General features: G+C 55.1%; 19 protein-coding genes and 3 pseudogenes. 7 read left to right on the top strand and 15 right to left on the bottom strand.

The window, feature by feature from the left end; genetic code table 11:
• Positions 1–176 precede the first annotated feature (176 nt).
• The 3 genes from chrA (at position 177) to ACYZT7_RS13365 (ending at position 2332) form a co-directional block, all read left to right on the top strand.
• Positions 177–1385: a chromate efflux transporter gene (chrA, locus tag ACYZT7_RS13375; protein ID WP_462041377.1), complete on the top strand. Its 1209-nt coding sequence runs from the start codon at positions 177–179 to the stop codon at positions 1383–1385.
• Positions 1386–1469: 84 nt separating this feature from the next.
• On the top strand, positions 1470–1820 hold the full coding sequence (locus ACYZT7_RS13370) for a DUF6152 family protein (RefSeq protein WP_462041376.1): 351 nt from the start codon (positions 1470–1472) through the stop codon (positions 1818–1820).
• A complete protein-coding gene (locus tag ACYZT7_RS13365; protein WP_462041375.1) occupies positions 1820–2332 on the top strand; it encodes a DUF6644 family protein in 513 nt (170 codons plus the stop codon). Before ACYZT7_RS13370 ends, ACYZT7_RS13365 begins: the two co-directional genes overlap by 1 nt.
• 3 nt (positions 2333–2335) lie before the next feature.
• Here the strand turns inward: ACYZT7_RS13365 and ACYZT7_RS13360 are convergent, their stop codons facing one another.
• Together ACYZT7_RS13360 and ACYZT7_RS13355 are read right to left on the bottom strand one after the other, a co-directional pair.
• Positions 2336–2857, bottom strand: coding sequence for an extracellular solute-binding protein (locus tag ACYZT7_RS13360; RefSeq protein ID WP_462041783.1), 522 nt, complete (start codon positions 2855–2857; stop codon positions 2336–2338).
• Positions 2843–3952: pseudogene (locus tag ACYZT7_RS13355) on the bottom strand (NAD(P)/FAD-dependent oxidoreductase); the annotation flags it as partial. The gene ACYZT7_RS13360 and the pseudogene ACYZT7_RS13355, both read right to left, overlap by 15 nt.
• A 149-nt stretch (positions 3953–4101) precedes the next feature.
• Here ACYZT7_RS13355 and ACYZT7_RS13350 point away from each other — a divergent pair.
• A complete protein-coding gene (locus ACYZT7_RS13350) occupies positions 4102–5004 on the top strand; it encodes a LysR substrate-binding domain-containing protein (protein WP_462041374.1) in 903 nt (300 codons plus the stop codon).
• Positions 5005–5007: 3 nt separating this feature from the next.
• Here ACYZT7_RS13350 and ACYZT7_RS13345 read toward each other — a convergent pair whose 3' ends face one another.
• The gene (locus ACYZT7_RS13345) at positions 5008–5229 is read right to left on the bottom strand and encodes a hypothetical protein (protein ID WP_462041373.1); all 222 of its coding nucleotides are present in this window, start codon (positions 5227–5229) and stop codon (positions 5008–5010) included.
• Between the two features lie 166 nt (positions 5230–5395).
• On the opposite strand from ACYZT7_RS13345, the pseudogene ACYZT7_RS13340 reads away from it, so the two are divergent.
• From ACYZT7_RS13340 to ACYZT7_RS13330, 3 genes and pseudogenes are all read left to right on the top strand, one after another.
• Positions 5396–5476, top strand: a pseudogene (locus tag ACYZT7_RS13340) (alpha/beta hydrolase); the annotation flags it as partial.
• Positions 5477–5902: 426 nt separating this feature from the next.
• Positions 5903–7087, top strand: a complete 1185-nt coding sequence (locus ACYZT7_RS13335) for an acetyl-CoA C-acyltransferase family protein (protein ID WP_462041372.1) — start codon at positions 5903–5905, stop codon at positions 7085–7087.
• Positions 7088–7487: 400 nt separating this feature from the next.
• Complete coding sequence (locus ACYZT7_RS13330) at positions 7488–8912, top strand: undecaprenyl-phosphate glucose phosphotransferase (protein WP_462041371.1); 1425 nt, start codon at positions 7488–7490, stop codon at positions 8910–8912.
• A 22-nt stretch (positions 8913–8934) separates the two neighbouring features.
• Here the strand turns inward: ACYZT7_RS13330 and ACYZT7_RS13325 are convergent.
• From ACYZT7_RS13325 to ACYZT7_RS13270, 12 genes and pseudogenes are all read right to left on the bottom strand, one after another.
• Positions 8935–9135 (bottom strand): annotated as a pseudogene (locus tag ACYZT7_RS13325) (hypothetical protein); the annotation flags it as partial.
• Positions 9136–9292: 157 nt separating this feature from the next.
• On the bottom strand, positions 9293–10435 hold the full coding sequence (locus ACYZT7_RS13320; protein WP_462041370.1) for a hypothetical protein: 1143 nt from the start codon (positions 10433–10435) through the stop codon (positions 9293–9295).
• Positions 10436–10632: 197 nt separating this feature from the next.
• The gene (locus tag ACYZT7_RS13315; RefSeq protein ID WP_462041369.1) at positions 10633–11367 is read right to left on the bottom strand and encodes a WecB/TagA/CpsF family glycosyltransferase; all 735 of its coding nucleotides are present in this window, start codon (positions 11365–11367) and stop codon (positions 10633–10635) included.
• Positions 11367–12554, bottom strand: coding sequence for a glycosyltransferase family 2 protein (locus ACYZT7_RS13310; RefSeq protein WP_462041368.1), 1188 nt, complete (start codon positions 12552–12554; stop codon positions 11367–11369). Before ACYZT7_RS13310 ends, ACYZT7_RS13315 begins: the two co-directional genes overlap by 1 nt.
• Positions 12551–13753, bottom strand: a complete 1203-nt coding sequence (locus ACYZT7_RS13305) for a glycosyltransferase (protein ID WP_462041367.1) — start codon at positions 13751–13753, stop codon at positions 12551–12553. Before ACYZT7_RS13305 ends, ACYZT7_RS13310 begins: the two co-directional genes overlap by 4 nt.
• Before the next feature lie 75 nt (positions 13754–13828).
• Entirely contained in the window at positions 13829–14764 is a 936-nt protein-coding gene (locus tag ACYZT7_RS13300) for a DUF535 family protein (protein ID WP_462041366.1), read from the bottom strand.
• Positions 14765–14771: 7 nt separating this feature from the next.
• Positions 14772–15749, bottom strand: a complete 978-nt coding sequence (locus tag ACYZT7_RS13295) for a glycosyltransferase family 2 protein (protein ID WP_462041365.1) — start codon at positions 15747–15749, stop codon at positions 14772–14774.
• A gap of 43 nt (positions 15750–15792) precedes the next feature.
• Positions 15793–16317 (bottom strand): serine O-acetyltransferase, encoded by a 525-nt coding sequence (locus tag ACYZT7_RS13290; protein WP_462041364.1) that lies wholly within the window; start codon positions 16315–16317, stop codon positions 15793–15795.
• Positions 16318–16325: 8 nt separating this feature from the next.
• Entirely contained in the window at positions 16326–17282 is a 957-nt protein-coding gene (locus tag ACYZT7_RS13285) for a glycosyltransferase family 2 protein (protein ID WP_462041363.1), read from the bottom strand.
• Complete coding sequence (locus ACYZT7_RS13280) at positions 17275–17892, bottom strand: acyltransferase (protein WP_462041362.1); 618 nt, start codon at positions 17890–17892, stop codon at positions 17275–17277. Before ACYZT7_RS13280 ends, ACYZT7_RS13285 begins: the two co-directional genes overlap by 8 nt.
• A 133-nt stretch (positions 17893–18025) precedes the next feature.
• On the bottom strand, positions 18026–19492 hold the full coding sequence (locus ACYZT7_RS13275; RefSeq protein ID WP_462041361.1) for an FAD-dependent oxidoreductase: 1467 nt from the start codon (positions 19490–19492) through the stop codon (positions 18026–18028).
• Positions 19489–19683, bottom strand: a complete 195-nt coding sequence (locus ACYZT7_RS13270; RefSeq protein WP_462041360.1) for a hypothetical protein — start codon at positions 19681–19683, stop codon at positions 19489–19491. Before ACYZT7_RS13270 ends, ACYZT7_RS13275 begins: the two co-directional genes overlap by 4 nt.
• Positions 19684–19721 lie beyond the last annotated feature (38 nt).

Below are 19721 nucleotides of genomic sequence, written 5' to 3'. Positions count from 1 at the left end.
CCGATTGCATTGTTTTTATAGGTGCCGGGTGAACGTCGATCAGGGAGAAAACCCTGCTCAATGAACATTGGCCTGCGGATAAGCGTAGGCCATGGTTAGGGAGACGGCATTGAACGAATTCGCTATCGTCATTCGACTATAGAACCGGACCCGCTCGGAACCAGGAAGGTAAATACATGGCCAACACTCATGCCGATGACCGCAGCAGCGCGTGGTCGGTGTTTCTCATCTTCCTGCGCCTTGGGCTGACCTCATTCGGTGGGCCCATTGCGCACCTGGGCTACTTCCGCGATGAGTTCGTCACACGACGGCGCTGGCTGACTGAGCGCAGCTATGCGGATCTGGTCGCGCTCTGTCAATTTCTGCCAGGGCCGGCAAGCAGTCAGGTCGGCATCGCGCTAGGCCTGTCTCGGGCGGGATACCGCGGGGCGCTGGCCGCCTGGACGGGCTTCACGCTGCCTTCGGCCGTTGCCCTGATCCTGTTTGCACTGGGCATTTCCCAATACGGCGCTGCCCTCGCGCCCGGCGCACTGCATGGCCTCAAAGTGGTGGCCGTCGCGGTGGTTGCGCAAGCGGTCTGGGGCATGGCGCGCAACCTGTGCACGGACGTGCTGCGAGTCTCCATCATGGTGATGGCGGCCTGCGTCGCCCTGCTTGAACCGTCCGCCTGGGGACAGGTCAGCGTGATTGCCGCCGCGGGCTTAGCCGGCCTTCTGTTGTTCAAACCCGATCAGAGTGCCGAGCACGATCCACTGCCGATCACGATCAGCCCCCGGGCCGGGGCGTTGTGGTTGTCGCTGTTCCTGGCATTGCTGGTTGGCCTGCCGCTCTTGACCGAACTGCTGCCCAATCAAACCGTGGCGATGGTGGATGCCTTCTACCGGTCCGGCTCACTGGTGTTCGGTGGGGGGCACGTCGTTTTGCCACTGCTGCAAGCTGAGGTGGTGCCGTCCGGCTGGGTCAGCAACGAAACCTTCTTGGCCGGGTATGGCGCCGCGCAGGCCGTACCCGGCCCCTTGTTCACGTTCGCCGCGTTCCTCGGCGCGTCGATGAACCTCGCCCCGTCGGGCTGGATCGGCGGCATAATTTGCTTGCTGGCGATCTTCACGCCGTCCTTTCTGTTGATCGTGGGAGCCTTGCCTTTTTGGGAACGGTTGCGCCGCAGTTTGCGCACACGGGCCGCACTGGCCGGCGTGAATGCAGCGGTGGTCGGCCTGCTGTTGGCCGCGCTGTATCAGCCTGTCTGGACCAGCGCCATTTTCAAGCCGCAAGACTTCGGTTTGGCACTGGTCGCCCTGGTTGCACTGATGTTCTGGAAACTCCCACCGTGGCTGGTGGTTGTCGGCTGCGGGGTCGCGGGGTGGCTGTTGAGTGTCATGTTGTGAGTAACGATCTATTCTAAAAAACCTCAGTGGTTAAAAGTACGTCAGGACTCACGCTGATCAATGATCGGCAACAGGAGACTTGTCATGAAAGGCATGCTCGGCAGCATTGGATTGTCACTGTTACTGGCTGCAACGGCGGCGTTCGCGCATCACGGCTGGAGTGAATACGACTCCAGCAATACCCTGCAGTTGAACGGCACGATAGAAGAATCCGGTTACTCCCATCCGCACGGCTTCGTGCGTCTCAAAACACAAGACAAAACCTGGAACGTCGTCCTGGCACCGCCCTCGCGCATGGAGAACCGCGGCCTTTCCCGGGACATGCTGAGTGTGGGTAACACGGCCAGCGTGGTCGGCTATCAGAATCGAAACAAACCCGATGAAATGCGCGCCGAACGCATCACCGTCGGCGACAAAACCACAGAGTTGCGGTGATGCAGGCCATCGATGCCAGCGCAGGATCGAGTCCGGACAGCTGGCTGGACTGGGTGGGCGACTCGCAGCTTGGCGCGGCAATGCGCGGCGACCTGTGGCTGTATCCGATGGTCGAGGTGGTTCACATCATTGGATTTGTAGTGCTTGTCGGCTCTGTCGTGATGTTCGATCTGCGGGTGCTCGGGCTGTCGAAAGAAATTGCGGTGACGGCCCTGGCTCGCCACCTCCTGACCTGGTCCATCCTGGCCCTGCTGTTGATCGTGCCCGCCGGGCTGATGATGTTTTCAGCCCATCCCCATGACTTCGCATCGAATGACATCTTCATCTTGAAGCTATGCCTGATCGCTACTGCGGGGCTCAATGCTGCTCTGTTCCACATCGGGGTATACCGCTCGGTCACCCAGTGGAACACGGGCACTGCGACGCCTGGAATCGCAAAAATCCAGGCGCTGCTTTCGATTGGGTTATGGGTCAGCGTGGTGATGTGCGGTCGGCTATTGGCGTACACCTGATCATCAGGTATTGGTTTTCAACTTGGTCCACAGGCGAGTAGTCAACCGTGCGATGGCCGCGGGGAGTTCCTCTACGGTAAACAACTTGTCCAGCACACGTGTCGGCGGGTAAATCGCCAGATCCTGCTTCACGGCCGGAACAACATACTGATCCGCCGCAAGGTTGGGGTTGGCGTAATGGATGCTGTTGCTGATGTTGGCAATGACCTGCGGCGTCAGCAGGTAGTTCATGTAGGCGTAGCCATTCTTCTCGTGCGGCGCACTCTTGGGCATGACCACCATGTCGAACCACAGGGTGGAACCTTCGTCAGGGATCGAATAGGCGATGTCGATACCGTTGTTGGCTTCCTTGGCGGTGGCGGCCGCTTGCACGACGTCGCCATTGAAACCGATCACGGCGCAGACATTGCCGTTCGCCAGGTCGCTGATGTACTTGGAGGCGTGGAAATACTGGACGTAAGGCCTGATTTTGAGCAGCGCCTGCTCGGCTTTCGGTGCAACGCCCGAACCATTGCAGCCGGCCACCGCAAACACACCTTCGTCGACCTTGGCGAAATACGGTTGCCCGGTGCGCGAAGCGCTCAAGTGCCCGGTCCAGGTGTATTGAATGTCCTGCTCGTTCAAGAACGGGAAACGTCGTTGCAAGCCGAGCACATGGTGTTTGCGACGATGCAAAAGCTCACTGTTGGATAAATCCCGAGAACGGTATTCCGCCGTGTTGCGGATCATCACGCGGCGGTCCGGGGTCAGTCGCACCGTGGCACCCAGTGGCCGGGTGGACAGCACGCCCCAAGGCTCAACGGCGCCGATCGACTTGAACTCCGCATCGCTGAGTGGTCGTGTGAGGCTGGCGCTGAGTTCCATCGGGAACGTCCCGCTGTCCTCTATCCCTGAGCGCGGGATGAACGCGTTCAGGCACACCAGGACTTGCCTGGCCTCGATGCTTCCATCGGTGCCATTGGCGCGAATACGCCCTTTGCCCAACCGCTCCAGGCCGGTGATATCGGTGTCCTCAAAGAGGGTTACCGTGTCCGGCAGCGTATCCAGCAGGCCCTTGACGTATTTCGCGGGTTGCAGCAGTGCGTTGCCATTGCCGCACCAGATCGCGGCCCGATAATGCTCGGTGCCCAGTTTTTTGCTCAGCGGTTCACCTTCCAGAAAGTGCGCAGAGGCGCCGACAGCGCGTAGTGTTGCCAGTTTCGCCGCGACATCGGTCAACTTGCCGGGATCGTTGACGGCGAATAAGTAGCCCGATTCCCTGAATTCACATTCGATGCCCAGACGAGCGATGCGTCGGCGCACTTCGTCACTGGCGGCACGGGAAATCAAGGTATCAACTTCAAAACCGGCAAACCCCGGGTTGCCGATCAGCTCATCCTTGACCGGATGTTCGTGACCCACCACGAAGCCTGAATTGCGCGCCGAAGCCCCCTGTGCGGCCCGTTGTCTGTCGACAATCACGATCCGCGCCTGAGGGTGCATTTCAGCAAGTGTGTGAGCGGCACACAGCCCGGTGATACCGGCACCGACAATCAGCCAATCGGCTTTTTGCGTGCCTTTGAGAGCATCGCGAGCGGGTGAACTTCCCGCCTGCGCAATCCAGCCACATACATTGGTCATGCATCACCTCATCTGCCCGTCGTTCTGCAAGCACCGCACATGACGTCATCGCATGGGTATTTCCGGCTGGCGCTGGCTAGAGCTAAAATCTATAAGGCCTGTAGTGATACAACCAACGTTATAAAATCATCGAGCTATTCAGAAAACGCATGGATAAAATTCACCACGCTCCTTCTCTCCAGGCCTTGCAGGCGCTGGTCGAGGTCGCAGGCTCGGGCAGCTTCACGCAAGCGGCGCAAAAGCTGTGTCTGACCCAAAGCGCAGTGAGCCGAAAAATCCAGCAGTTGGAGAGCCACTTCGACTTGCCGATGTTCGTGAGGAATAGCCGTAGTGTTCGACTCACACCGGAAGGCGAACAGGTGCTTGGGACCGCTCGAAGTATTCTGGCGCAACTGAAAACACTGGAAGATCGGCTGGCACCGCAGAAACGCCCTTTTCGGATACGCATGCATGTGTCGCTGGCGGTTCGATGGTTGCTGCCAAAGTTGAGCGAGTTTTATCGAAGTCATCCGCAGGTTTCGCTGTCGATCGAAACCGTGGCCACGGAAGTGGTGGAGCCAGCCATCGACAGCGACGCCTACATTCTCTATCTGCCCGAGCCGTCCAGCGATTCTGACTGCCTGACCTTGTTCGAGGAAGCGCTGGTGCCGGTGTGCGCCCCCGGCCTGGGCAGCACTACCCAGCCGTTGGAGTCGGTGGCAGATCTGGTGCGTTTCCCGCTGCTGCATCGCTCGGCGGACAAGCATGACTGGGTCCAGTGGCTGCAAGCCAACGGTGGCAAGTCGCTGGAGGACTACCGCCACATCCCCTTCAACCTCGACGAGTTGGCGCTCGATGCCGCGGCGCGAGGGCTGGGGGTCGCCATGACTGACCTGACCCTGGCAGGCGAATCACTTGAGCGAGGCGCGCTCGTCGTTCCGTTCGGCCACCCCTTGAAGACCCGCGGCATTTACGCGTTGAACCTGCAACCTTCCGCCGCCGCTCATCCAGCCTGCTCGCTGATCATGCAGTGGTTCGCCCAACAGGCCGAACAGCAAGCCAGAGAAGTTTGACCACTAGGTTCCGCGCCCCAACCCTTCTGTCGCATTGGCAAAAGCCGCGCTCGCCGCTTGAACCAGCTTGCGCCATTCAACGCTGCTGATGAGTCCGGTGCGTTCCATCTCATCGGCGGCCTTGAGCAGTTCGTCGTACTGCTCTTCAGCATCCATCCGGATTTCGGGCTCTTTCAGGAGCTGATACCAGGCCGCCAGGGCTTCCCTCTTTTGATCATCACTCATGCTCAAACTCCCAAAGACAGTCTTCGTTTGGAAGTTTTCTCATGGGTGGCCGTTCCTCGATTCCGACGTACGGCAGTCATACAAACACGCGAGCCGTGCATTACAAACTTGTCATTGAGTTGTCAGCGTAGCCAGCACCCTCACTTCCTCTGCCTGATCGCCGGGTCATCCGAAAGTCAACTCATTGGTTTACGTCGCGGCCCGAGCACCGGACGCTGGCGAGGACTTCGTCGCGCTGTCGGCCAAAACCCGCGAACGCTCGGCCCACTCCAATGGCCTGGGCCTGTCGATCGTGGCGACAATCATGCAGCTGAAGCATTACGTGCTTTGAGCTGTTCTTAGCTGCGCGGCAATTGGATGAGTAAGGTCGGATTAGGGTGGGATGCGGTACTTACCGGCACCCACTGATCGTTCCCACTCCGCGTGGGACCGATCAGAGCGCGATTCAGGTACAGCCACACTTGTGGCGAGGGGCTTGCTCCGGGTTTTTTACCTTTTCTGCGCTTTCGACCTGTTCAGGTGGATCTAAAATCTACTTCATCTGAAATGGCAAAAAACACCACCCCCCTTGAGCAGTTTTGGCATAGGCCAATAACGTTGCCGACTCTAGACTCGCCCTACAATAAACGTACTGAAACACAATCGAATCCAGGACTGTTCCAGGGGAATCCGCATGAATCCATCCGACATTTTTGTTATCAGCGCCGTCCGCTCGGCCATCGGCAGCTTTGGCGGTTCGCTCAAAGATGTGCCGCCCATTCAATTGGCGACTGACGTTTGCCGCGCCGCCATTGAACGATCAGGGCTGGCACCTGAACACATCGGTCACGTGGTGATGGGTCATGTGATCCCGACGGAAGCACGTGACGCCTACATTTCTCGTGCCGTGGCGATGAATGCCGGCCTGCCGAAAGAGACGCCCGCCTTCAACGTCAACCGCCTCTGCGGTTCTGGTTTGCAGGCCATTGTCAGCGCCGCGCAAAGTTTGATGTTGGGTGATGCAGGTGCTGCATTGGCCGGTGGCGTCGAGTCCATGAGCCGCGGCGCTTATCTGTTGCCGCAGGCACGCTGGGGCGCACGGATGGGTGATATGCAAGCCATCGACTACATGCTCGGTGCTCTGCACGATCCGTTTGCCGGTTTCCATATGGGGATCACCGCGGAAAATATCGCCGAACGCTATGGCATCACTCGCCAGGCCCAGGATGAACTGGCGCAGGTCAGCCAACAACGGGCTGCCCGGGCAATTGCCGAAGGCCGGTTCATCGGGCAGATCGTGCCGATCGAGGTCCCGTCCCGAAAAGGTACCGTGACATTTGCGACGGACGAGCATGTCCGTGCAGATGTCAGTGCCGAGCAATTGGGCAAGATGAAACCTGCATTCAAAAAAGACGGCAGCGTCACCGCCGGCAACGCGTCGGGACTGAATGATGGTGCCGGGGCACTGATCATGGCCACAGGTCAGATGGTTCGCGGGCAAGGCCTCAAGCCCATCGCCCGACTGGTTGGTTATGCCCATGCCGGTGTCGAGCCTGAACTGATGGGGCTGGGTCCGATTCCGGCCACCCGGCTGGTACTCAAACGCGCGGGTCTGACAGTCGCCGATCTGGATGTGATCGAGTCGAACGAGGCTTTCGCCGCTCAGGCGTGTGCCGTGGCGCAGGAACTGGGCTTCGACCCGGAGAAGGTCAATCCGAACGGTTCGGGGATTTCGCTGGGCCACCCGGTCGGCGCGACCGGCGCGATCATTGCCACCAAAGCCATTCATGAACTGCACCGTGTTCAGGGTCGCTATGCCTTGGCGACGATGTGCATCGGCGGCGGCCAAGGCATCGCCGTGTTGTTCGAACGCGTCTGATCGACCCAAACGCTGACGGCGCCCATTGCGGGCGCCGTCTCGATCGCTGCGCGTCCAGCCTCTCTGCGAACAATCCCGACTACTGACAGAGCACTGATGGCAGACGCCGCGTGTTGTCTTTTCAAGCGTTAGCGACAGTCTTGAACTCAGGCGTCAAGCCCCATCAGCTCGACGTTGCGCAGAAGGTTGACTGAAACCGTGTCGATTGAGTGATTGATTGCGCAGTGGTGCTAAAGTCATAGCACGTCACCATATTCTCCCAAGTCTGCTAATTTCGATGGTGAAGGGGCTTATAAAAAGTATGAGTAGCTTGCCGGTGACGCTAACGCTATCAAGCGTGGGCAATGTGAACTGATTCTCGTCATCATTGAGCGCGAGGGAAAGCAAATGAGGTCTGAAAATGATTTTTGAGCCCAACAGCACCCGTTCCGTACTCCAGCGAAGAAGCAGTACCAGTATCGTCATTCAGGCAGGTCTCGATTGCATTGCGGTAACCGGTGTTGCGTGGTTTTTGATCAACTATCATATCGGCTTCATAACGCAGGACTACGTGATCCTGCTCCTGCTGCTGCTTGGGGCGTTGGCCGTCGTGTACGACCACTATGCTATTTACCGCAGCAACGTTGTATTTACCGTCAAAGCCTTCAAGCTTTTAAAGGCGTGGACTGCAACATTTGGTTTTCTCGTTGCCATGGCCTTTCTAACCAAACAAAGCGAGCAGTACTCGCGATTGTTGGTTGGGGAGTTATTTGTTATTGGATATTTTGCTCAGTTGCTTTTGCACCTGGCGACACGCGAAATGCAGAAGAAGTTTTTGGCGCATTCGACGCAGTTGGAAAACGCTCTTATTATTGGCTCGGGTGAACTGGCCAGCTATCTTCACAAGAAAATCAGCAATAATCCCTGGCTCGGTGAACGCATCGTCGGATGTGTGTTGATTGGCGCAGACGATGATCGGGGAAAGGAAGTTGTGGAAGGCGCGCAACGCCTGTCGATACTGGGTGATATCTCCGACCTTGATGAGTTAGTCATCAAACACGCCATTCGTACCGTCTATTTTGTGACGCCTCTGGGTGGCTCAGAGGTTATCCAGGATGTTTATTTAAGGCTGTTCGATAAACACATCTCTGTTAACTGGGTGCCTGACATCTTCTCGTTGCGCCTGATCAACCACAGTGTTCGTGAAATTGCCGGCATTCCCGTGCTGACCTTGTCTGAAACTCCGCTGATGGGGATGCGTCTGTTTCTGAAGAACCTTGAGGACAAAGTCCTGGCTTTTCTCATCTTGCTTTTTGCGGCACCCGTGCTGGCGGTTGTTGCCATTGCGATTAAGATCGATAACCCCGGCCCCGTGTTCTTTCGTCAGCAACGTATGGGGTGGAGTGGAGAGGTTTTCCGTATCTGGAAATTTAGAAGCATGGTCGTCCATCAGCCGTCAGACGGCATCGTCAAGCAGGCACAAAAGAATGATCCGCGCTTGACCAGGGTGGGAGCCTTTATTCGGCGGACCAGCCTTGATGAGCTGCCGCAGTTGTTCAACGTTTTGATGGGAGAAATGTCTCTGGTGGGACCTCGCCCGCACGCTATTCAACACGATGTACAGTACTCGCCCGACGTCTCGGGCTACTTTGCGCGTCACAACATCAAACCGGGCATCACAGGCCTGGCTCAGGTACGTGGACATCGAGGTGAAACGAGGGATATAGAGCAGATGATCCGGCGGGTTGACTCGGACATCGAATACATCAACAACTGGTCGCTGTGGCTCGATTTCGTCATTCTTGTACGGACTGTGTTTGCCTTCTCCGGCAAGCATGCTTACTAGCCCGACATTACCCAGAAAGCTGTCATGACGGGAATAGATCCAGCGTACGCTCAACCTCATCGGGGTCGATACTAAAGCCATTGCCCTCTTGCGTACCGACCACAAAACCAAAATTTTGCTGATCGCGATCCGTTAGATATTTGAAAAAACAGAGGAATCGATTAGGGGGCTGTAACACCAACAGCGAACCACCTGGCTGGAGCACATTAACGCCGTGTATAAGATGACACGAAGATTTGGCATTACCTTTGTAAAGAGCGCCATCAATTAACCCCACTTTGATTGGCCGCCACTGGTCAATGCATTAAATTCCGACATTATACAGAAACAGCGTTCGTGGCCAAACACCTAAGCCGTACTTCTCTACATCAGCAACCTATTCAGGTGGATACAATAGTTTCCAGGACAGGGGGTAACGTCAGATGCGTGTAGCGGCTGCGCAAGGTGTCGAGAAGCACCTCTCTAGGCTTTCTGGAACAATGAAGATATATTTTGAATAGTCCACCAAAACCCATTTCACGATATCGACCCGCAACCTCCTCATCACTCGGTCCGTCCGGCAACCCAAGATGAAGTGTCAGCTTTTTGCCTTCGACAGCAAATAGAGGTGTCTCCCAAAGAAATTGGGCTGCGCCCACCTTGGGCAGTCGAACAAATAAATAGCCGTGGTTGCCCAGCGTATCTACATCACCGCCACGCCGTCTTTTCCACTCGAGAAGTCCGTCGTCCGGGCGTGCCAGGCAAGTTCCGATATCATAATAGTCAAAACCATTTTCTATCGCCCACTCAAGCGCCATGAACGTGGTAATCGAGTTAATCTCACGTAACTTCTTAGCATCTGAAAATACAACATTTGGATAACCGAAACGGACCGTGCTCCAGTAGCGTTTTCCTGCCCGGGTAATTACGCACCCAAGATGGCATGCAACAATTTCATCCTCCAACAGAACTAGATCGAGCCGCCCGACATTTTTTGCCACCCTTTGAACCTCATGCGATTCAATTTGAGAGGCGGCTGCCCCATGCCTTGCGCTGGCATAGGGCTTAAGCATTTCCCGATCTGCGATTTCAATTTCGTCATCGTTCAAGGCCTGTTTCATACGATAGCGCAGCCGATTCTTGCGCAGATTTCGACGTAACTCGGTATTGTATCTGGCGGTAATATCCTCAATTGACCTGCTCAGCGGCACGACAGCACTCAGGTATTGAGGCACATACAATGCTCCCAAGGTCGGCATTTCACTGACCCACACCGTCCGGTCTGAGTTATCCAACTTCAACGGGCTATCAACCGCTTGAGATTCAGCGCCCAGTAGAACCTTCACAAATTCCCGCTGTGTTTTCCTGCCCACATAGAGAATGTCATAGGTGCTGTCTTCTCGCAGTTTGAACCTGGCAACTTCCCAGCGCCAAAAACATGCCCTCCCAAGTATATCTCGCAGCCAGGCGACAGCTTTCCTTAGCTCAAAGCGAATTGAAGGAGATATTAACTTACGTATGAATGCTGTTATGTATTTTTTCATGTGGTTATCAGCACAATTCAAGGAAGGGCCATTTGAGTTTACAAATCAATAACCTAATTACTTGAAATGAAAGCTCGACAGCTGAGTACCCGTCAAGGCGATAATTCCAACCTGAGTAAAGGTGCAACGCCGGATTTTTTCAAGATACTTCAGCCGTGTTTTTTAAGGCGCCAGCCAGGCGTCAAATACCTGTAACGTCAGGAATCCCTGTAGATCAATGTGCGCAACAAGAACATCGGATTACCCACCACATAGCGACTGAATAATCGCTTTGGTTCACCTATTAGCCTGAACACCCACTCACAACCGAGACGACGCACCCATTGCGGAGCACGCGTCACCTTGCCGCCGAGAAAATCCAGAATCGCCCCTCCGCACACGACCAGACATGGCACGCCGTTGGCGGCTAACATGGCAGCAACAGCTTCTTGCTTGGGCATGCCCATCCCCAGCACCACCAATTCTGGCTGCAACTGCCGGGCAAGGTTTATGTAGGCATCCACCTCAGCAAAACCATGGTGAGCAGAGACGACATTTACCGCAAATATCGCTTCGCTACGCTGCACCGCATTGGCGAGAAAGGGCTCTTCAGTACCCCAGAAAGCCACGCGCCGGCCCTTGAACGCTGCCAGTAATTTCGGGATGAAATCTGTGCCATTCATATTCAGCCCCGGCTCTAAGCCGAATCGACGAAACAGGATCGCCATGCCAGAGCCATCCCGTAATAACACGTCAGCAGCCGACAGCGCGTTGTAGTAATCAGGGTTACCCGCCACCAAGTTCATGGCATGGGCATTGACGAATCCAAGCACCGTCGTCGACTCAGTCTTGGATAAAGCATCAATCAATCGTTGTTCATCACCCACATCACTGACCACCCTGAGTTTCTGGATAATCGTTCGCCAGTTGTGCCGCCAAGCCAAAGCACGCATTAACTGTCATCTCGCTTCGAACGCACCCATTCAACTTGGCGCTTAAGCACAAAGCCTATGTACAGGGGGATTTTCTTCAACGCGTAGAACGGCGCATACAACAAAGCCGAAAAAGAGATGATCCCGCGACCAAATTGGCTCCATGCCAACAAGATAGTCACGCTCAATATTGCCAGCCCCACAGAAGCTATCAATGCTGGCGCCAAAGCTCCACCGAACATAAATACTAGCCATGACAGGGTATAGAACGCGCCCAATACCAAAGTCAGTAACGCCAACGGAGGGACCCATAAATCCACCGTCATAGCCAGCAGGCTCCAGTTACGCCGGGTAATCGACTCCACTACAAGCTTTGGCGCATCACCAAGAATGACCCCCAGATGACCATGCTCCCAGCGCGTACGCTGGGCAGTTAAGCCTTCATCGCTACGCGGAAAATAACTGGTCACCAGAGCATCGGGGCAAAACAAAGGCGGCTTGCCGCTTCGACAGAAATCCAGGCCCATCTTCAAATCTTCAACGATGTGGCCACTGGCTAAATTGATCAAAGTCAGATCCCGCCAGACGAAAGCCATTCCCGTACCCATTAACTGACAGGGCAAACCAAGCCGGGTCCAACCCTGCGGCCGTACCCGATTCTTCACACACCAGGCAAACTCGGCAAGCCGCACTTTTAGCCCCGAACCTGCTGGAGCAAGCATCAAATTAAGGGCTTGCGCCGGCCGCCCTGAGTCGATGCAACAAATGGCCAAACGCTCAATAGAACCCTCAGCCACCTGGCAATCCGCATCGATAATAATCATGACGTCCGGCGCATCGCTCGCCAAATGACGCACCCCACAGTCCAGCGCATAACCCTTGCCACGTTGCTGATCATTGCTTCGCTCCACCACCTCGGCGCCCGCCGTGCGGGCCAGCGCGGCCGTGTCATCAGAACAGTTATCCGCCACCACCAATAGGCGATCACCCAAAAGCAACTGCGGCCGAATGCTATTTAACGTCGCGACTATGATCGAGGATTCATTGTTTGCCGGTATCAACACCGCCACCCGCGGTCGCGATCCTTGCGCCGACGATCGCGACCGTGCAGGCAGACAGGCCATCAGCACCTGCACAAACAGCACCAACACCGGCAGGACGATGAGTATCAGCAGTGAGCTGAACAGCCAACTAAGTAACGTGATCATGCTTGCGCCCTAAACAAATTAGCCAACTTGGCCGCTTCGGTATCGATGTCGTGGCGCTCCAGCACTCTCTGATAAGCCGCCTCGCCCATCCGCTGCAACACCTCGACAGGTTGCGCGAGGCAGTCCGCCAGCGCCGCCGCCAACTCATCCACCGCTCCAGCGGGAAACAACCAACCGTTCTCACCCTGACGCACTAACTCGGGAATGCCCGCCACATAACTCGTCAGTACGGGTCGGCGTAACGCCATGGCTTCCATGATGACCACCGGCAAGCCCTCGGCGAAGCTCGGCAACACCAAGGCCCGCGCCGCAAGAATTTCCGCCCGCACCTGTTCGCTGCTGATCCAGCCGGTAATTCGCACCCGCGCCTGCAAGCCATGCCGTGCAATCAGGGCTTCGATTTGCGCACGCATTTCCCCATCGCCGGCCAGTACTATCTCGAACTCCACGTTTTGCGCTGCCAGGATGCGGGCGGCCTCAAGCAACAACAATTGGCCCTTCTGTTCACACAAACGACCTACGCAAACCAACCGCGGCGCGGATGGCACGGCAACGGCCGGCACATCGTGAAACGCCCGCTCCAGCCCACAGTGCACCACCTTTACCCTTGGCCAGTGCGCATGAGCTACCCAGCGATATAGCTGGCTGCGCCCATAAGAACTGATCGCCGCGACAAAAGCCGCGCGCCGGACTTTCTCGCCCAAATGAATGAACTGTGGTTTGTCGAACTCTTCCGGGCCGTGCACGGTAAAGCTGTACGCTGGCCCGCCGAGTGCATTGGCCAGCATCACCACCTCGGTTGAGTTAGTGCCGAAATGCGCGTGCACATGCTCGGCGCCGAACGCCTGCAACCAAGACAGCACGCGACATGCCTCAAACAAATAGACCAAATGGTACGGCCAGGGGCGATCGGCACGCCGGCCCATGCGTAGCGCCAGCCACAGCGCCGAAAAAAAGCGTCGCGGCTGGGCGCGCAGCACCTGCAGCGCAGGCACTAACAGGCCTTTGACTCCGCCCTGCAGCACATAACACGTTTTACTGCGTTCGGACACGTCCTCGGCATCCACCAACTCGGCATCCCAGCCACGCAAAGCAATGCGCTGCACCACAAAGCCCTGACGCTCTAACGCCATAATCTCGCGACGAATGAAGCTATGGCTGACCTTCGGGTATTGATTGATGAAATAAGCGATACGCATAGAAACCAGATTTAGTTGTCGTAGCGGTGGATTATTACTGCAGGTAATCCCACAGCAGTACAGGTACCAGGAACATCAACTCGCAACACGGTGGCTGCTATAACTGCCTATCAACACGCTGTCTATCTTTCTAAACGTATCATCTAGAAGTTCGTAACGTCTGCGGTACATCGCGCGTTTTTTTGAAGGAATACTTTCAAGCGCCTTTTTTGACAGGACCATGGGAATCTCAAAAAAATCTTCGCGCTCTGACGGAGTCGCTCCATGCTCCAGCCAGATCAAGTCATAATTGGCCGCAAGCTCTTTAGCTTTTTCAGCGCCGAAGTACGGATGACGATGATGACGATACCCATCCCCTACCGCATAAATCCTCCCAACACCAATATTGATTGCAATATATTTAATCACTTCAATCAGAAAACTTCTTGGCCGAAGACCTTCAAAATCTTTTGTCAGGTCCCTATAAATACTCAAGGACCGATCACTCTCCACGCCTTTGTGTATTCCTTGAACTGCACCGATAAAAATACACAACTCAGTGTCGGTGCGACACAAGGTGAATGCTATTGATGCAATACGCAAATCGCCCTGAAACAGGTTCAGCACCAGCTCCCCTTCACGCATAAACCATACCGGACGATCCAGAACCAAGGAACAACCCGCAGCGAACGCCGACAAATCACTCAACATCAAACTGTCATTTCGCCCCAACAGCAACAGCTGCGGGCAGCTTTTGGTGACGACTTCGTAATGCGAGGCTAATACGCTAAGTTTACTCTGAGAACTCCAGCTTCTACTGATGTATGGCCAATGGACCACACCTACACAATCCCCGCCCAACTTCTCAACACCGGACTTCCCCAGAGCGTTCGACATGCGCCAGAAAAACAATTTTAGTTCAGACCAGTTTTTTACAATTAAAATCATCATTTTAAACTTATTATTTAACGCTCTTAACGAGTACCCTGCATGTAAAAACAATACGCTTTTTAATATCACCCAATTATTCATCGCAGTCTCACTTGTATTCGATCAACGCCGTCTTGCCGGCGCCGAATCTGTTCAAAAGAAACTTGACTTGCCCGAGCATCTCGGGAAATTTCCCCAGCACGAGAAAGAAAGCCCGCAGCCAGTTTTCGCGCGTGGATCTATCGCCCCTGCGGGCCAAGCGCACGACCTGCAATGGATAGACCAGCAGCAGAAGCAGCCCAAACCACCCCAACATCAAACTCGCGATAACAGTCGCCAGAGGGACACCCAATCCCCAGAACCAGGCACGGCGCGACTCACGTAACCAATGCTGCTCCGGTGCCGCCCCATGCAAAAATGCGCCCTCGGCAAAGGCGTAACCACCGCGCAGGGTACGCTGCCACCATTGGCCGAACCGGGTCATGGTGGCATCGTGCAAAGTCATTTCCTCACCCAGACGCCAGACCTTCCATCCATTCCCACGCAGACGTACACACAATTCAGGCTCTTCCCCGGCAATGAGATCCGGTCGAAACCCGGTCGCTTCGGCGAAGGCGTCAGCCCGCATCAGCGCATCGCCACCACATGCCTTGGCCTCACCTACCGGCGTATCCCATTCGAGATCACACAGTAAGTTGTAAATCGAGTGCTGTGGAAAACGTTCGCGGCGCCGTCCACAGACCACCGCGACGTCAGGATGAGTATCAAGAAAGGCCTGTGCCTGGGGCAGCCAGCCACCGACAACCTCGCAATCACCATCGACAAACTGCACATAACGCATCGCTGGCAATAAGCGTTGCACACAGGCGAATCCTTCATTGCGCGCGCGCGCAGCCGTAAAGGGAATCGTCATATCCAACTCGACCACGGCGACCCCAAGCGCCAGGGCAATCTGCACTGAACCATCCGTTGATCCAGAGTCGACATAAACGACCTTCTGCGCCGCACCGACCAGTGAAGCCAGGCAACGTTCCAGACGTGGGCCTTCATTGCGACCGATAACAACGACACCCATACCGATAGCCATGGCGTTCACTCAGCGACGCAATTGAAGTAATCCATCGGGTGGTTCATGAGCATTCCCTCGCTTCTGCGTGCTTCCTTTTCTTGATAGTCGCAGGCACACCCACTGCCACCGAGTCGTCCGGTACATCGGTCAGCACCACAGCATTGGCACCAATCACGACATTGTTACCAATGCGGATATTGCCCAGCACCTTGGCCCCTGCACCGATATCAACATTGTTACCCATCACCGGGGCAATCGGCTCATTCACATTCTTAAGGCCCACGACGACGCCATTGCGAATACGGCAATCATCGCCAAACTGCGCATAGCCACTGATCACGATTCCGCCGAAATGATCGATGACGAAGTTGCGCCCGATCACAACCTCACACGGCAGCTCGATTCCCGTGACGATCTGCACCAGTTTGAAGAGCACTTTGTATATAAAAGAGAGCAATTTACGCAACAGCGCTGGGCGCACACCGTAGCGCCAGCGCCCAAAGCGATAAACCACCATCACCCAAAACCCCTGAGCCCCCCAATCTCCCGCGTAGGCACGCAAGTCAGCACGTATGTTTTCGAACATAAATTGCTCTACCGTGTGGGTTGGCTAGCGAATTTGGTATCACGCAGCAACGCCCAGGTCACACGAGCATGCTGCCAACACGCGCCTATAGCGGCCCAGCCGTGGCCTTTCAATAGCGCCTTGAGCGCCAAAATCAGATCACCCAGACTCACCAGTACCATATGTAAGGCCAAACCCACTAGGCCGTGGTGCTTGCGGAAGTACAAAAGCTCACTTTCGATTTGTAATGTGGGTAGCTGGTGACAAACCGCATTAAGTTTGTCAACAGACTTGGCACTTTCACCGCCGATATGCACCACCGTGGTATGCGGGTAGTAAACCACCTTCCAGCCCGCCTGCTTGACGCGTTTGCAGTGATCTATCTCCTCGAAGTAAAGGAAGTAGCGCGGATCGAACAAGCCAACCTGGTCGATGACTTCACGACGGATCAGGTAATAGCACCCAGGCACCCAGTCGCACTCACGCACCGAAGCATGATCCCAGGCCATGTCGTCCACCCTCTTCACCACAGGGAAAAAGCGCTCAAGCCCTGTGCGCGAGAGGAAGACATTCAATGGCGTCGGAAAATAGCGGCAGGAGGCTTGCAAATCTCCCTCTCGTCCAACCAACCGAACGCCCAGGACACCACAATCAGGATGAGCCTCCATGTAGTCGAGGGTCTTGCTCAGCGTATCCGCAGCAACGAAGGCATCGGTATTGAGGAGCAACGCATACTTGCCCTGCAGGTGTTCAACCAATTGATTGTTGGCACGCCCAAAGCCAACATTATTTTCATTGGCCAGTTGCAACGCTTCTGGACAAATAGTTGCCAGACACTCCAGCGAATTATCGGCAGAGGCATTGTCCACCACCAAATAGCGTGTGCGACCCACACTATTAGACTGGCGTAACGCATTAAACATCGGTTGCAACAGAGCCGCTGTATTGTAATTGACTACCAACACATCAAGGGGAGCACTAACCATTGGGCTGCTCGCCAAAAAAATGTTGCACTCTCATTGCTTTAAGTTTCGGTTCTAATTCCGGATCGAATAGTCCGCTGCGTTGCCTGATGAGGTCAATCCACGGGTAAGTGGCGCAACGTTCTTCGACTTTCGCCAACAGATCTTCCAGCGTACAAATAACCTTGGCTGGATTACCCCCAACCACTACCCCAGGCGGAACATCTTTCACCACTACTGCACCGGCTGCAACAATTGAATCCGGACCAATAGTCACACGTGGCATGATGATAGCGCCATAACCGATAAAACAATTATCACGTATGTCGATAGGGCCAACAGAGTCAAGTTTTGTACCAAAGCGCACATCGAGCAAGCCGACTATGCCATCGTGGCCGAACAGTGTGCAATCAGATAAAGCTATATTATTTCCGAGTCGTACTAGCGTAGGGTCAGTTATGTTGCACCCAAGATTGATCCATACGTTTTTACCGACGGAGTGCAGAGATCCCCATCGAGCCAGGTGTTTAGCCCATTCATGCCCATCCGGTTTACAGAATTTTTTATAGAGTGAGGTTCCACGCCCCGTTGTTTTGGCAATATGAGCAATCGTGCGCTTTAGTAGACCAATCATCCTGTCAGCCTCAATAATTCAGCGATATACATCTGTGCCAAGGTTAGATACACCCTGATTCTTGATTACCACTACCCTAAGCGTAGACGCCTCCCTGAAATTCAACACTCAAAAAATCCACAAATCCTCCCACTCAGGAATACCTGCCCACCACGGGCCCCATTTGATGGTTAAGATAGTCCGCCAGCCTCAGAGCAAGTTGCAAAAGAGGCATCGTAGGATTACAGGCACCGCCCGTAGCGAAAACACTGCTGCCCGCAACGTAAAGATTCTCGATACCGAACACTTTGCAGTTCTCGTCGACCACGCCAAACTCAGGCGAAATCGCCATCCGTGTGGTCCCCATATGATGAGCATGGGGATTGACCTTCAGTGGCAAATCGACGTCATACACGCACTCTTCCAACTTGACAAAGCCCAGCCCTGTGTCAGCAAAACACTTCGCCACTTCGAGCCCGATGGACTTGACGGTATTTCTGTCTTCGGGGCTTAGTTCCCAGTGAACGTTTACCTTTCTCATCCCTAACGCATCTCGCTCGTCGAGCAACGAGATGCGACTATTGGGGTTGGGAAACTGCTCGATCAGCGTGCCGAGCACCCCATCCCCAGGGCAATCGAACTTGGCAATAAATTCAACCTTGTGCTCCGCACCCACTTCGCAGACGAGGTTCTCGAAAAAGCTCTTGATGGCAGCCAATCGCCCATAGGTTTTCACTTCAGCTACAAACGAGGCCGTCACATTCCCTTTACCCGACCCGTGCTCCATCACGAATGCATCGGTCGTGAAGTACTGTCGAGCATCTGTACCCTGCCCGTCTTTCAGGATGAAGGTTCCCATTTCGACGTTCAGGTGCTCCATGAAGCATCTACCGACAAAACCATCCTTGCTGACGATACCGCCAGCTGCCAGGGACTCACTGTTGAGCAGGTGCCTGGCATTCTCGATCGCGCCTGTCGCCAGAATGAATTGTTTTGCCGCGACTCGCTCTCGATGCAACTCGTAGTCCGAGACGACTATCGTTGCTATGCGGCCGGTCTTGCTGTCGAACTCAAGATCGACGCAATTGCAATTGATGAAGACATCCAGCCCTTCGGTCTCATTAAGTGCCTTGGCATATTTCTGTGCAAACCGCGTCGGCGGGCTTAGCAGGAAACGATCAGCGTCAAATTCGGTGCCGTCCAAAGTCGCATTGATAGCCTTGAATCCGGAGTGCGGCGCAAGATCTACAATTTCCATGGCCGCCGACAGATTGCGCTCGATCTCGGCAAACGCGATGGGCCAACCGGGCACGTGCACCGGAGGGCCTACGGTGAAGTCCGACTGTTCGAATGGACGGCATCGCCCGGCCCAGTGATTGGAGGTACCGCCAAGAAAGCGCAGGCGTGTTTCCTCAGCGTACACCTCGAGGCCTGACGATGAGACCTTGTAGAGATTCTGCGAGGTCGGTGAATACTCGTGCCCACCGCCCTCGACAAGCACCACACGCCGACCATTCCCGGCTAAACGCAAGGCCAGCGTAATGCCGGCTGGCCCCCCACCGATGATGCAGACGTCATAGTGGTCGCGGAGCTCTTTCTGCGATTGGTAGTCTTTGATCATGCTTGTGTTTGCCGAAAATGCTGGGCAGGCAGCACCCATCCGTTGATTACAACAAACTCGGATTTAGCAGCAGAAGGCCGGGCAACGGCTTCGGAAAATCCGAACATGAGCCCCCCAAAACTCAACAGAGCAAAAGCCTGGAGGAAGCCTCTGCGATCCATCACAGAGGTATTCAAATCAGTTTCTCTCATGATTCAAAGCTCCACGACATCGAGATTACGCTGGAAAT

This window comes from Pseudomonas sp. RT4P38 (assembly GCF_054897765.1).
This window is presented reverse-complemented; position numbering and strand designations above follow the sequence as displayed.

Coding starts and splice junctions, on each gene's coding strand:
- chrA (WP_462041377.1), top strand. CDS start 177: ATGGCCAACACTCATGCCGATGACCGCAGCAGCGCGTGGTCGGTGTTT.
- ACYZT7_RS13370 (WP_462041376.1), top strand. CDS start 1,470: ATGAAAGGCATGCTCGGCAGCATTGGATTGTCACTGTTACTGGCTGCA.
- ACYZT7_RS13365 (WP_462041375.1), top strand. CDS start 1,820: ATGCAGGCCATCGATGCCAGCGCAGGATCGAGTCCGGACAGCTGGCTG.
- ACYZT7_RS13350 (WP_462041374.1), top strand. CDS start 4,102: ATGGATAAAATTCACCACGCTCCTTCTCTCCAGGCCTTGCAGGCGCTG.
- ACYZT7_RS13345 (WP_462041373.1), bottom strand. CDS start 5,229: ATGAGTGATGATCAAAAGAGGGAAGCCCTGGCGGCCTGGTATCAGCTC.
- ACYZT7_RS13335 (WP_462041372.1), top strand. CDS start 5,903: ATGAATCCATCCGACATTTTTGTTATCAGCGCCGTCCGCTCGGCCATC.
- ACYZT7_RS13330 (WP_462041371.1), top strand. CDS start 7,488: ATGATTTTTGAGCCCAACAGCACCCGTTCCGTACTCCAGCGAAGAAGC.
- ACYZT7_RS13320 (WP_462041370.1), bottom strand. CDS start 10,435: ATGAAAAAATACATAACAGCATTCATACGTAAGTTAATATCTCCTTCA.
- ACYZT7_RS13315 (WP_462041369.1), bottom strand. CDS start 11,367: ATGCGTGCTTTGGCTTGGCGGCACAACTGGCGAACGATTATCCAGAAA.
- ACYZT7_RS13310 (WP_462041368.1), bottom strand. CDS start 12,554: ATGATCACGTTACTTAGTTGGCTGTTCAGCTCACTGCTGATACTCATC.
- ACYZT7_RS13305 (WP_462041367.1), bottom strand. CDS start 13,753: ATGCGTATCGCTTATTTCATCAATCAATACCCGAAGGTCAGCCATAGC.
- ACYZT7_RS13300 (WP_462041366.1), bottom strand. CDS start 14,764: ATGAATAATTGGGTGATATTAAAAAGCGTATTGTTTTTACATGCAGGG.
- ACYZT7_RS13295 (WP_462041365.1), bottom strand. CDS start 15,749: ATGGCTATCGGTATGGGTGTCGTTGTTATCGGTCGCAATGAAGGCCCA.
- ACYZT7_RS13290 (WP_462041364.1), bottom strand. CDS start 16,317: ATGTTCGAAAACATACGTGCTGACTTGCGTGCCTACGCGGGAGATTGG.
- ACYZT7_RS13285 (WP_462041363.1), bottom strand. CDS start 17,282: ATGGTTAGTGCTCCCCTTGATGTGTTGGTAGTCAATTACAATACAGCG.
- ACYZT7_RS13280 (WP_462041362.1), bottom strand. CDS start 17,892: ATGATTGGTCTACTAAAGCGCACGATTGCTCATATTGCCAAAACAACG.
- ACYZT7_RS13275 (WP_462041361.1), bottom strand. CDS start 19,492: ATGATCAAAGACTACCAATCGCAGAAAGAGCTCCGCGACCACTATGAC.
- ACYZT7_RS13270 (WP_462041360.1), bottom strand. CDS start 19,683: ATGAGAGAAACTGATTTGAATACCTCTGTGATGGATCGCAGAGGCTTC.